Origin of the sequence: Sphingobacterium sp. WOUb80 (assembly GCF_050058145.1) — a bacterium.
Classification (GTDB): domain Bacteria; phylum Bacteroidota; class Bacteroidia; order Sphingobacteriales; family Sphingobacteriaceae; genus Sphingobacterium.
In genome coordinates, this window is sequence record NZ_CP165617.1 from 4,337,037 (window position 1) to 4,350,669 (window position 13,633).

General features: G+C 40.7%; 7 protein-coding genes. 1 reads left to right on the forward strand and 6 read right to left on the reverse strand.

All coding sequences use genetic code 11. The features are described 5' to 3' along the window. Positions 1-55 precede the first annotated feature (55 nt). Positions 56-1,903 carry a rhamnogalacturonan lyase gene (locus AB1Z56_RS18165; RefSeq protein ID WP_309365789.1) on the reverse strand — a complete coding sequence of 616 codons (1,848 nt, stop codon included), beginning with the start codon at positions 1,901-1,903 and terminating at the stop codon, positions 56-58. 41 nt (positions 1,904-1,944) lie between these two features. Continuing rightward, positions 1,945-3,267, reverse strand: a complete 1,323-nt coding sequence (locus AB1Z56_RS18170; RefSeq protein ID WP_309365788.1) for a rhamnogalacturonidase — start codon at positions 3,265-3,267, stop codon at positions 1,945-1,947. Between the two features lie 708 nt (positions 3,268-3,975). Here AB1Z56_RS18170 and AB1Z56_RS18175 point away from each other — a divergent pair. Beyond that, a complete protein-coding gene (locus AB1Z56_RS18175) occupies positions 3,976-5,316 on the forward strand; it encodes a glycoside hydrolase family 28 protein (RefSeq protein ID WP_426789826.1) in 1,341 nt (446 codons plus the stop codon). A 163-nt stretch (positions 5,317-5,479) separates the two neighbouring features. Here the strand turns inward: AB1Z56_RS18175 and AB1Z56_RS18180 are convergent, their stop codons facing one another. The 4 genes from AB1Z56_RS18180 to AB1Z56_RS18195 all read right to left on the reverse strand — a co-directional run bounded on the left by AB1Z56_RS18180 (position 5,480) and on the right by AB1Z56_RS18195 (position 13,633). Further along, a complete protein-coding gene (locus tag AB1Z56_RS18180) occupies positions 5,480-8,296 on the reverse strand; it encodes a glycoside hydrolase family 2 protein (RefSeq protein WP_309365786.1) in 2,817 nt (938 codons plus the stop codon). A 484-nt stretch (positions 8,297-8,780) separates the two neighbouring features. Further along, on the reverse strand, positions 8,781-10,205 hold the full coding sequence (locus AB1Z56_RS18185; protein ID WP_426789827.1) for a sialate O-acetylesterase: 1,425 nt from the start codon (positions 10,203-10,205) through the stop codon (positions 8,781-8,783). Positions 10,206-10,218: 13 nt separating this feature from the next. Next, complete coding sequence (locus AB1Z56_RS18190) at positions 10,219-11,157, reverse strand: glycoside hydrolase family 43 protein (RefSeq protein ID WP_426789828.1); 939 nt, start codon at positions 11,155-11,157, stop codon at positions 10,219-10,221. 61 nt (positions 11,158-11,218) lie between these two features. After that, a complete protein-coding gene (locus AB1Z56_RS18195; protein WP_426789829.1) occupies positions 11,219-13,633 on the reverse strand; it encodes a glycosyl hydrolase 115 family protein in 2,415 nt (804 codons plus the stop codon).

The following is a 13,633-nucleotide window of genomic DNA, read 5'->3' on the forward strand; positions in this document are numbered from 1 at the left end:
GCTAACTTATCTATTTCTTTTAATCAAACAATTCCTATCGTACATATCTAAATTTCTATTTTGTGCGGGCAGGCTTCACCAACTGAATATTCGGTGTGACCGGACGATCCATACCTACACCAAGGTAATATCCCGTATGCGGCGGTTGATTATAGGCCACATTCTGCCATGCTATACTCAAGCGATATTGTGGATCATGCATGAGTGTATATACACGCTTTTCCGTCGGGATCGTTGTTGTATAGATACGCAGATATTGATTATCATCTGAACGTAGGATCAATTCTTCCCGCCAATCCCCCAAGATATCCGCACTTAGGTTGGGCGTACTTTTAGTTCCATTAATCGATGATGCTCCCACCGCCGTAAAGATTCGTTCTGTTTTTCCATTTTTATATTTTTCAATATAGTTGCTGTTTAAAAGTTCACGGCTCAAATCAGCATCCCACCAAATCAGAAAATTGGTCGATCTCGGAGCCGGTCCTACACGATTACCTTTGGTATCGTACATATCTCTAGATCCCAGCCACCACAGATACGCCCCTTTATGATCTGGATCTATATTTCCGGCAACACCGCGAGGAATATCTTGGTCTATTGCACTTTTAAACAAAATTGCCCCGGTTTTGGCATCCAATAAAGCCACACCAGTCCCTTTCCGCCCACCTTTCAGTTCATGGATTCCAAAGATCTCCAAGCCTGGCCTATCCGGATCCAAATCGCTAACATGTAATGCATCGCCATGTCCCAGTCCGGTACTGTACAGCCCTTTGCCATTATCGTCAATAACCATCGAACCAAAGACAATTTCATCTTTGCCATCTTGATCTACGTCAGCAACCGTAAGATTATGATAACCCTGACCAGAATAAGGATCTTTACGAACTTTGCTATCAAATACCCAACGGCTTACTAATTTTTTATCCTTGAAATCCCATGCTGCCAGTGCCGTACGCTCATAATATCCTCTAGTCATGACAACACTTGGGTGTACGCCATCCAAATATGCTACACAAGCTAAAAATCGATCGCTGCGATTGGCATTCGTATCTCCCCATGAACTTAACTCTCCACGTTGTGGCAGATAATCCACAGTGCTCAGGGCTTTTCCCGTCAATCCATCAAATACCGTTAAGTATTCAGGACCTTTCAAGATGCGACCAACTGTCCGCGAATTTAATACGGTATCACGCCAATCGGCCTGTGCATCACCAATAACATTTCCCAGTCCATCTTTAGTACCGTCGGCCGTTTTACAGACTAACTCCGCACGGCCATCACTATCGAGGTCATAAACCATAAATTGGGTATAATGTGCTCCCTCTCGGATATTTTTACCCAAATTGATTTCCCAGAGAAAAGTACCATCTAGTTTATATGCTTGAAAAATAGGTTCCGAAGTAATCCCATTGTGTGCATTGTCATGTCCAACACCAGTCTGGTGAACAATAAGTTCATAGGTTCCATCTCCATCCAGATCGCCCACAGAAACATCCCCAGGCATATATCCTGCAGGAGTGCGTAATGGAATATTTAAATACTGCTGTACTTTTTGATCTTTCGATAAGGTCAGTTTAGCAACTTCTTTTTCTTTACCTCCGGCTACTATATCCAAAATGTAAGTCACATCTTGATTCAAATCGACATGATCGTCCAAAAAATTAGTCCCTTTGATCAATGGTGAAGTATTCAGTTTTTTCTGTTTGCCATTCCCTTCCTTTCTATAAATTGCAAAGGCCGTATCAAAATCGTCGGTACCAAGCAAACGCCAGCTTAAAAAAACGGAGTTGTCCGTCGTTTTTACACCAACCATCCCCCGATCTAAAAACTCCATTTTACGTTGGCCTGAAGCAGCTAAGGAACCGATCAGCGCCCCTGTCAAAAGAATAAGTTTCATCTTCATAATTCAAGGTCTAAGTCACAGCAATATGCCGGTACATATTACTATTGCTTTTTATTATTAACAGTTACATTATTTAGGACAAAGTTTTTAATATATTCCTTGTGAATCACAGGATCTTTGGCTGCACGGACGTTCATATTTTGAAATGTAAAGTCCGACAGTACATATTGTTCAGAATTGAGCACATCAAATACGATGTCGCAATCTAGATCAATATTGCGCAAAACAATATTTCTTGCATACGACATTTTAATACCTTTCTCACCCTTCAAATCAAAAAACTGGGTCCAAGGCTTAATAAACAACATACTATTGACATTCCCCTTTACATTTTCGATCAAAATGTTTTCATATTCCTGTGGCGTATCCGGGCGCATCTTTAACTGCAATAGCTTGCGTGCTTTATCTAACGTATTGTTCCGAAAAATCACATTGTAGCTATGAATAGATTCACTGCCGCAAGTGAGTGCGCTATGACAAAAACCAAAAAAACAATTTTCAATAATAATATTTGAATTAGGGCCGTTGTTAGGATCCTTATCGGACTTCGGTCCTTTACCGCCTTTTAGTGCAATGGCATCATCGTTAACGGATAAGTAACAATCTTTAATCAATACATTACGGCAGACATCCAAATCGATCGCATCGGAACTAGGTGCTTTCACAGGTTCCTTTGGTGCTGAAATATGTAAACCGATCAATTTGAGATTTTCACATTTATAATAATGCGAGGTCCAAAAAGGTGAATTGATCAAGCGAATGCCTGAAACCTGTACATCCTTGCTATTGGACACATAAAGTAAACGTGGACGCATCTCGTCCATATTTGTGCATTGTGGATTAAACTGTCTCCTAAGCCAGAAGGATCGCCAGTAGCGTAACCCGTTTCCATCAAGTGTCCCTTTGCCCGAAATTGTAAATCCATCTACCTGGTCTGCATTGACAAGCGCCAAAAAATACTTCACTGTTTGACCTTCCATACGAGTTTCCGCTAGCGCAAAATCTGCAATATCATCACTTCCTTTCAGTACAGCCCCCTCTTCTAAGTGTAAATGTGTCTTCGGTTTAAAAAATAATGATCCACTCAGATAGACTCCTTTAGGCACTATGACCACACCTCCACCGCTGGTATAGGCCTTATCAATAGCCTGTTGAATTTTGGCCGTTTGCACGATGGTGCTATCTGAAGCAACACCAAAATCTGTGATGAGAAATTTCTTTCCGAGCGTTTCGATCTCAGTCGATTTTACAGTCTCGAACCATTTTGAAATTGCCGTTCCGTCCGGAAACTTTCCTTGCGCATGTACATTGGACAAAATCGCAATTGATGTAAGCAGATGTAAAAATCGAAAGAATTTTTTCATAATATTAAGTTTTATTAAGTCTTGTTTTCCCGCTTGTCTACAGCTTAATTAAAACGTGCAGACAATACCGTCAAATTGATCAGCGTATTTAAGGATGCCTAAATAAGTAGCTAGTTTTAAAAGTATCAACATTTTTAACAAGAGCCGTCCTGTAGTATCCTGAACAAGCTCGATTACACAGTCAACACATCTTCATTTTCATTGATAATAAACCCAATAACAAGGATTCAAAGCTATTCGTAATATATTTGTTATAGAATTCCCAACACCAACTCCATACCAACTTATGACCAACTCCTAACTGTAACCACTGTGAGTCCACAGTGAGTCCACGTTGAGTCCACCTTTTAACAGTGCATTCACTATGCAGACATCGTTTTAACAATCCGCTTGCAGTCAGGAGTTGGTATGGATTTGGTCATCACTTATCCTTAAGACAGCATATCCAAAACCACCTTGCACTGTCCTGCTTGGTAAAATTAGGTTCCACCTTGATTGTTCCTTATTTTTAGCCTTTATTGTTTTAATCAATTGCTTAGGATTTCCTTCGAAACACTGTACTGATCAATTATGAAATGTCCACGATTGCATAACACAAACACCAATGAAAAATAAACTGGATATTCCATATGGCCTCAAAAAAACAAACCGAGCTTGCGAGCTCATGAAATAATTATTAACATGAAATATAAATTAATTTTCACCTTTATGTTACTATCAATCGCTTTTACTCGATTGAGCTTCGCGCAGATCAGCAAGATCAGCCAAGACGATATTAACATCAAAGCTCCTTTTAAAATTCCAGTATTTAAAGTCCCAAATTTCGAGCATTGTAAAAATTACGATATCCGCGATTTTGGTGCACGTCAGGGCGACAAAGAAAGTACTACCACAGCAATCGCGACTGCAATTGCTCTAGCGACAACATCAGGTGGCAATATCATCATTCCTCCAGGTGAATGGTCAACAAAGGCAATACATTTAAAGAGCAATGTCAACTTACATGTCAGTGCAGGGGCGACCTTGTTATTTTCGGGCGACCCGAAAGACTATTTACCTGCTGTTCACAGTAGCTGGGAAGGACTAGAATGCTATAACTACTCCCCACTGATCTACGCATATGAAGCAACAAATGTTGCCATTACTGGTAAAGGAACCATAAAAGCAGATCTGACTGTTTGGGAAAAATGGTTTCCAAGACCAAAACCGCATATGGAAAGCATCAAAAATCTCTATAACTGGGCGCAAGAAGGACTACCTGTCGAACAACGCCTCATGGTCAACGACACGTCCAATCTTAGACCGCAGTTTATTCAATTTAACCGTTGCCAACATGTTAGGGTCGAAGACATTAAGATCCGTAACAGCCCTTTTTGGACCTTACATCTCTATTTAACGAAAGATGCGCTTATACGCGGAATCGACATCTACGCTCATGGCCATAACAATGATGGAATCGACCCTGAAATGAGTCAGAATGTATTGATTGAAAATTGCGTGTTTGACCAAGGGGATGATGCCATCGCACTGAAGTCCGGCAGAAATCCCGAAGGCTGGCGACTAAAAACGCCAACAAAAAATATTGTGATCCGCAATTGCGAGATCCGTGACGGGCACCAACTCCTGGCTGTTGGGAGCGAACTCTCTGGTGGAATCGAAAATATCTATGTGGACAATTGCACTGTACTGCCCAATGAGAAACTCATGCATCTACTCTTCATCAAAACCAACGAACGTATGGGCGGTTACGTAAAAAACATTTATTTTTCAAATATCAAAGCCCAAAACGTAAAAGAAGGTATACTCGGAATTGATACCGACGTGCTCTATCAATGGCGATACCTGGTACCTACCAAGGTAAAAAAACTAACGCCAATAACGAATGTCTATCTTTCTCACATTCAAGCGGAAGTAGGTCAGTTTGTATCCAAGATCAACGGTAATCCGGAACTTCCCATTCGCACAGTTCAATTGCAGGATGTAGAACTTAAGAAAGTTACCTCAACGGCAATCCAAAATCAAAATGTCAAAGACTTTATCATCAAATAATAATACGCAGCTTAATTGAGAAAAGCTCCTTTCCGTTAAAGAAACTTGGCTTACAAGCATTTGAACAGCATCAAAAAAACAGCGTCTCACTCAAAAAATAGGCTTTTCAATTGAATTGAAAAGCCTATTTTTCGTTTAACCAATTTATATATAAAGCATCCGATTAATCTGTCAATACGTTTACTTTAGGCATCACAAATTGCGTATTTTCTTTTTCGCCCTTCGGTGTACCAAAGTAAAAATAGAGTGTCCGATTAATCTTTTTATCCATTTGATTAAGCTCACCTGCGGGTCCATTCACCGCAGCATTTCCATTGATTCCCAACGCCAGTTTTGTTCCAATAGGAGGAATAGCATCCAAAAAGGAAATATCCCCCGTCGGCAACTGCGGATAACCTTTGGGACCGGAAATTCCGTAGAACTCGAATAATCGCACAAATAAATCTTCCTGATCCGTTGCAACCAAAAACTTCCCTTGCACTGTATTGAATTGTATCCAACTAACATCCGAGAAGTAGCCTTTAAACTCAGGAAATGTCCATGGCCCAATACCTGCTTTTCCGTCATTATACATTTTTTCCCATGTATTTAATGTGACACCTTGCATCCTATTCTTCCATACGCGATAAGGGCCATTACCAAGCCATTTGGCCCCAATAATATAGTTTTCAGGAAAGTTGAAGCTTACTCCGGCATAAGGTACCGTTTTTGCCATATTATAAGCATAATCAAGTTTTAACCACCCGTCTGGGCGCATCGTCCAACGGATAAAACTTAGGTTACCATCAAACATAAACTCAACAGCTTCATTTTTTCCGTCTTTCCAACGTTTAGCACTTTTCAGCTCCGACTGTCCATCAATAAGCACCGGACCATTATTGAAAGCCAATTTCATGCTATAATCATTGGCCAGATCAACCAATAATCCTGTTTTTTTGGAAATCATAGCTGTTATTCCGTTTGCCTTAAGGATATAATTCGCACTGTCTTCTTTCACTTCAACATCGGTAGAAGATTTCAAAGGCAGAATTTCCGCAGTAAGCATTTGATTGGATTTTACACGCCAGGTCCAAGTATAAATTTCCTCCCCATGTGGATCAATCGCAGTCAATATCAACGCATCATATTGTTTCCAGTCGCTCGGTAAATTCAACTGCAAGTTTCCCTTTTGTGTTGGAGGCAATATGGGACTATCGACGTGTAGATGTAGCTCTGAATCCACACCCGATTCATCCGCATAGGGTTGTTGATACGTAATCAGTTTACCCTCAAATCGACAGTTTTTCAGATCGGTAAAATGATAACGATTTTCCACCGAAATAGTTCCCTTGAAGTCAACAGGTAATTTCTTCATCGTAATATGTACAGGTGCATAGATCTCCCGAATGGCATAGAAACTGCCCTCTTTTTCGCGATGTGGCCCAAGAATTCCATCAGGGGCATTTACGCGGTTGACATCAATCACATTATTGAAATCTGTACGTACGATACCTTCATCTGCAAAATCCCAAATAAATCCGCCGGCACCTAATTTGGCATTCCAGTGCAGCTCCCATATATCCGCCAATCCTGCTGCAGCACCGCCATCATCCTGTGCGTGGAGAAATTCGGTTGGCATATAAATATTAGGTCCTTCCAGAATTTTTTTTGTCGAATAAAAATCTTCATAATGGTTACAGTCGATTCCATTGATTGCATTTCCCGGTCTATGATGTGCATGAATTACTGTTCTCGCCGAAAGATCATATTTCTTGTACTCGTCTACAAGTTCTTTATTATGTCCACCTTCATTGCCGTTGCTCCAAAGTATAATGGAAGGATGGTTAGCATCTCGAATAACCATTTCTCGCACCAACTTTTTACCCACAACGGTACTGTATGCTTTTTGCCAGCCAGCCAATTCATCCAAAACATATAAGCCCAATGAATCGCAATATGCCAAAAAAGATCTATCTGGAGGATAATGCGAACAGCGGACCGCGTTCATATTCATTTCTTTGATCAATTTAACATCGTTCAGATCCAATTGCGCGTTTACCGACCGTCCGGTTTCGGGCCACCATACATGACGATTAACACCTTTCATCTTCACTTTTACACCATTGACATAAATGCCGTCTCCTTCGCGAACTTCAATTGTTCTGAAACCAAAGCGATCTTGATATTGATATTCTTTATTCTTCCCATTCCACAAGGTATAGATGGCCTGATATAGGTTTGGTGTCTCGGCGGTCCATAATAAAGGGTTTTCTACTTTCATTTCGACCAATTTCACTGAGTCTTTCGCAGTAATTGGAAACTGTTGAATAGCGATTACATTACCCTTCAGATCTTTGATCTCTACCGATAGTTTATTGGCCTTAGAGAGCCCCTCTAAGTGCACATCGCTTCGAAAAGCTCCGTCTGCCTTTGCATCGATAGCCGTCCAGCTGATGTGTTCCTGTGCTGTCGCTTCAAGGTAGACGGGCCTATAAATACCGCCTAAAATCCAATAATCCGCAAGGCGCTCCGCATTGTTAACGGATTTATCGGAGGACATTTTTGACACAGTAGCCTCCAATATATTGGCCTTGCCAAAGGTGATCTTGTCGGTAACATCGTATTTAAACTGATAAAAAGCACCCTGATGGATATCTCCGGCTAGCTTCCCGTTGATCTTGACTTCAGTATCGGTCATTGAACCTTCAAAAACGAGGTTTATTTTTTTACCTTTCCAATTTTTGGGAACAGTAAATTGATGCCGATACAAACCTTTTTCATCGTGAAAGATGAAATTCTTACCGTAGGTCACATAATCCCGTCCATAATTGTAAGCCCCAAAACCCTGTTGTTCCCAATGACTGGGAACTGCGATCTTATCCCATTTTCCAGCCTTGCGCCCACCAGTTACCCAGAAGTCCCAATTGACCGTATGAACATTGTCCGTTCCCGAGAGATAATGTATTTCTTTCACCACTTGCGCCGAAGCAATATGTACCATGATAGTGTATATCAAAGCAAAGAAGACAATTCGAAATTTAAGCATAGGTTTATTCATTGTATTAGCAAACCTCTAAAATAAAAAGTTCAGGACACTTAAGCATCCTGAACTTACCTGAATAGCTTTGGCCTTCAACACCTATACCCAGGCAGACCATCCCGTTGGTACAGAACAGCACAGGATGACAAATCAATTCGGTATACTTAAACTTGTCTTACTAAATTGGCTATTCCCAAATTTAGTTGGTAAGTACGTAAATTATAATTTAGATAAAACCAGATGAGGTTTATCAAAGGAACACCAATAAAATAGCATCATATTTTTTATCATAAATTTAGGATTAATTGGTTATTTTAAAGGTTTTCATTCTCCCCGTTTGAAAACCTTTTTTTATAACAATCGCTAGGATTAAGACGGCAACAACATTACAATTTGATCATTATAAGAGCGTAAAATATTTCAAAAGAGAAAGCTCAAAAAGATACTACTCCGTTCTAAAAGGTAATGCAGGTAGTCCTTCCTTATTAAAAAAATTGGGACGCGCTGTTTCGTGCCAACCAAAGCGAACCTGTTTTGGAGACCTTACCGATGCTGCAGATACAATAACACGATCACCCTCGATCTTCGCTTCAGCAGATACAAACCTGCCATCTGCCCCAGCAATCTCAAACCAGGTCAATTGATCGCCTTTACATTGCAATCCGCTGCCAACATGTTTAAAATTCAGTACTATGCTATTATTGACTATCTTTTTGCTTTTATATTGTGGGCCTGAAAAAACAATATTCTTTTGACCATAATCAAATGCCAGTGGCCATAATGCCAAACGACGTCCTACTTCCCATTTATAGGATGGATGTATGTCAGAAAGGTCGTCGACCAAATCAGTGACGACAGCCATTCCCGAATTTTTAATGTCCATGCATTTTGTCTGAATCTCCCAAAACCACGGCAACGCCTCTACATTATGCTGTGTTTTATCCTTTCTTTTACTATAATAATAAGGGGCAATCTGTACATAGTAAAAAGGCATATTTTTGTCCTTCCAGTTTTTACGCCAGGTATCAATCAGCAATTTTTGTTTTGCATAGTAACGTGCATCCTCAAACATAAGATTGCTTTCACCTTGATACCAGATAAATCCTTTCATCGCAAAAGGCGCTAATGGACGAATCATGGCTTCATACATTTCCCCCGCGACAGCATTTTCAATTTTCGTTTCACCATTTCGGGTTTCCTGTTTAAAAGTGCTGGAGTTTTGATAGGCCTCCAAAGGTGTCCATGGCTCTATCCTACTGCCACCCCAGGATGAACTGATCAATCCCACGGGAACATTCAGCTGTTGTTGCAGGGTCTTTCCAAAGAAATAACCCGGAGCGGAAAATTGCGCGAGTGAATTCGGATCGGCTACTTCCCATCCCTTCGTTTCCACATCGTCCTGCTGCCCTTTCTTTTTGGCAACAAGGAATAAGCGAATTTTTGGATTTTCAGGTTGTCGCAATTCTTCCTCCGCCCGATCAACGCCTACAGCAGGCTTTTTATAGCCCTTATGTAACAGCATCGTATACTCCATATTAGACTGCCCCGAGCATAGCCAAACTTCACCAACAACAACATTTTTCAGTAAAATTGTATTGTCTCCCTTTACTTCCATACTAAATGCGTCGAAACTTGCTTTTTGAGCTGTAAAGGTAACGCTCCATGCTCCCTTTTGATCGGCCACTGTTTTTCTTTTCAAACCTTTCAATCTGACTTCAATCTTTTCCTGAGGATCCGCATGCCCCCATACCACCACTGGTTTTCCTTGCTGAAGTACCATATTCGATCCAAAAACATGTGGTAATGTGACTTTAGCCTGTGTGCTGAACGCAATGCCTGCCAAAATAAAGGAAAAGAGGATTTTCTTCATGTTAAAAAAGCTATCAGTTTACTTTTAATAAAGTTGACAAAACCGTTTGATTGACCGTAAAAGCTGTTCCATGACGTACTCCCTTCGGAAAGCTCACCAGATCAGAAACATCTTCCCAGTTGATACCATCTTTACTTCTTACAGCTCCATACTTATGGTCGCGGTATTTATCGAAATATACATATATATACTCCCCTACTTGCAGCGGAGCAGGACCCTCCGCCCAATAATTGCCTGTGATTGGTTTAGAGACAGTAGTCGGAAATCCTTTGGCTAAACTCTTTGTTGTCGTGATTCGGATATTTTTCTCCGGCGGATTAGAATTTTCATTTTTCAGCACCATCATATATTCCTTATTGACCCGTTGTATAATGGCCGCATCGATGACACTAAATTCAGGGTCAAAAAATAACTTGGTTTTTGAAAAACGTTTAAAATCCTTTGTCGTCACACTATACATCCGGTGGTTTAAGCCTTTTTCACTATCGCTTGTCTGCACCTCCTTATGTCGACCAGGAATTGTCGTGGCCCAAATGATATAATATTCTTTTGTGTCTTTGTCGTAAAAAAGCTCCGGAGCCCATGCATTTTTAGCATCAGGCTCACCTACCATGACTGGTATTGCTTTTTGATCGGTCCAATGCATCAAGTCTTTGGAAGAGGAATATCCGATAATTTTATCCCACCAGCCTGTTGTCCACACAAGGTGAAAGGTACCATCAGGGCCCTGGCAAATACTAGGATCACGCATCAGTCTATCTTTTCCTACCGTTGGTACTAAGAAAGCTTTTCCCTGATTCAATGGTTCCCATTTCAAACCGTCTAAACTATAAGCAAGATGTAACCCGTCGGCGCCATTGCCTACAAAATAGGAGAAAAGGTATACCGGAGATTGTGCCTTAACGAGACAGGTCAAAATAACCAAGAGCGTGACTAGAAATTGTTTTTTCATTTATACAATCTTATGAATAAGTTTATAACGAGTTTCCATTACACAGTAGGAAACGAATACTTTAATCCAAATATAGTGTTACTTCATCAATCACTACGCCCTCATCAAGCGCTTTGATACGCAATATGTCCTGTTGCAATGAAGCTACCTTAAATTTAATCGTTCGAATAGCCTGGTTGCGCAAGACATTCTCTTTCCACTCTTCACTTCGTCCGATTGTTTTATAGGAAATGGCAGGCGAATGCTGTTGCCCCAAGGAAACTTCAAAACGTAAATCATCTGAAGAGACCGGGTGTGTAGGCAGCAAGTGGACGACAATGGTAACAGAATCACCCTTTAATCCCTTGAGTCTATAACTAGCTTCTACGCCCAATGGGATCGCTGCGGCCTGCCCTTGATAGCCCAACCCTTCATATCCGATTGAGCCTTTTAAATCTTTACCAGGAATCCTCTTGGCGGGCTGATCATCATTGACCATAGGAACAACAGCGTTTTCTTCTACAATCTTATCGAAAACAGCAAGGTTTCTTGGTTTATAATCCATCATACCCTTCCACTTACCTTTATTCAAGGCATTGTATTGCGCAGTTAAGGAAGCGATTTTATCATAGGCATCGTGGCTTTTTTGCCATTCAGCTTTGCCATAACGTGCCAACTGTGCATAAAGGTGTTTTTCATTCATCTTTGCTGCTACAACAACCGGATACAGGACTAATTCAAAATATGCATCCTTTCGATCCAACGGAACTGATGCCTCAATTGCGGTGGCTGCATCTTGAATTAGTTTATACTGTAATAATCGCTTTCGAATCTGCTGTTCGGACCAAGGTAGGTCTTTAACAATTTTATAGGCTGGATCTTTCTCTTCCGTACGTGTATTTCCCATAAACTCAGGCTTTCGAATATGAGCCAACCGATAATGTTCCTGCATAATCGGCACGATCTTCTTCGCCAAACGATGTCCAAACTCCCGTTGCAAAAATTGATTCATATGCTGATAGATGCCTATTTTCTCTACCTGATCCATATTCCATGCCATATCCATCAGGAGTTCAATTTGGTATTCAGCAGGCTTAATATCCCCAACATTGACAATCCACATTTTTTTAACATCATGTTGATAAGCTGTATAAAGCTGCTGATAGATCAGCGCCGGACTCATCGTCGACAACCAAAGATAGTCATGCGGCCTACCCCAGTAGGAAACATGATAATAAAGTCCGTTACCGCCTGTTCTTTTTCTTTCTTTCTGATCTGGAAAATGAGTAATATAGCCATAATTATCGTCACACCACATCAATGTAGCATAGTCAGGAATAGCTATACCGGCGCGGTAGACGTCTAATACCTCCTTATAGGGTATAACGACTTGGGGAATTTTCGTTGGATCTAAATTGACATATTGTTTTAATAGATCCGTCTGATCCTTGAGAACCTCATTGAACGCATCTTTATATGCGGCTATTGTTTTGACACCCTCCATTGCTCCATCGTGTTTCCCACGCATACCAAGTGTAAATATATTATGAGATTGACCGAGTGTTTTAAGCCGATTGGACCAATAATTAATAATTTCATTTTTATTTGTCAAATAGTTATAGGGCCCCTGACCTACAATATCCCATTCCGTCGCACTATTTCGAGCGAGGGGCTCACAATGCGATGAGCCGATATATATTCCATATTTTTCGGCCATTTCCCGATTTCCTTGGACAAAATAGAAAGGAACAGTTACTTCATGCATTGCTGGCCAGATCGAGTTGGCTCGAAGGCGTAACAATAATTCAAAAATACGGGCATACGTCTTAGGCCCGACCGTAGCCATTTTTTTTGTTTTCGTCGGATCAATTCCTGCATCCAACTTTGCTTCGGGCTCATAGGTTTTACTGCTCCAAGGCGTCAATCCCCAGTCCTCGTCATTTATAAAAATCCCCCGGAATTGCACTTTAGGAAATTGCTTGTCTTCAAAATCGGCAGGCAAAGAAATCGTTGATTTTTTACGGGGAACCACATCTGCCCACCAACTCCATGGAGAAACACCTAATTTTCTGGAAATTTCCATAACACCGTATGCCGTACCTCTAGCATCAGACCCGATAATCAACAGAGTTGGTACTTTTTCCATTTGAATCACTTTCAGATAAAAAGCCTCCCATTTATCTTTGATATCTGAGAGAGAAATGTGATGATCCTTTATCAATTTGTCGATAATTGGATCATTTAATTCCCCAATTATAATCGCTCCGGCATCTGCATTGTCGATTCGTTTAAAAGCAGATTGGCCAACCTGCTGTGCGTCTGCAGCCAACAGTTCCAATGTGGTTTCAACCACAGGGTTACTACCTCCATAATAGATATTCGCAGCCCGATTATTTTTGATCAGATTGAATCCTGAATTGGCAAACAACGGCACAATTGCCAAACAGAGATTAATAAAAACTAAAATAGACTTTTTCTTCAAAGCTGGATGTATCAT

Excerpts from the sequence above, each read along its gene's own strand:
- AB1Z56_RS18165 (WP_309365789.1), bottom strand. The coding sequence starts at position 1,903 with ATGAAGATGAAACTTATTCTTTTGACAGGGGCGCTGATCGGTTCCTTA.
- AB1Z56_RS18180 (WP_309365786.1), bottom strand. The coding sequence starts at position 8,296 with ATGGTACATATTGCTTCGGCGCAAGTGGTGAAAGAAATACATTATCTC.
- AB1Z56_RS18185 (WP_426789827.1), bottom strand. The coding sequence starts at position 10,205 with ATGAAGAAAATCCTCTTTTCCTTTATTTTGGCAGGCATTGCGTTCAGC.
- AB1Z56_RS18175 (WP_426789826.1), top strand. The coding sequence starts at position 3,976 with ATGTTACTATCAATCGCTTTTACTCGATTGAGCTTCGCGCAGATCAGC.
- AB1Z56_RS18195 (WP_426789829.1), bottom strand. The coding sequence starts at position 13,633 with ATGATACATCCAGCTTTGAAGAAAAAGTCTATTTTAGTTTTTATTAAT.
- AB1Z56_RS18170 (WP_309365788.1), bottom strand. The coding sequence starts at position 3,267 with ATGAAAAAATTCTTTCGATTTTTACATCTGCTTACATCAATTGCGATT.
- AB1Z56_RS18190 (WP_426789828.1), bottom strand. The coding sequence starts at position 11,157 with ATGAAAAAACAATTTCTAGTCACGCTCTTGGTTATTTTGACCTGTCTC.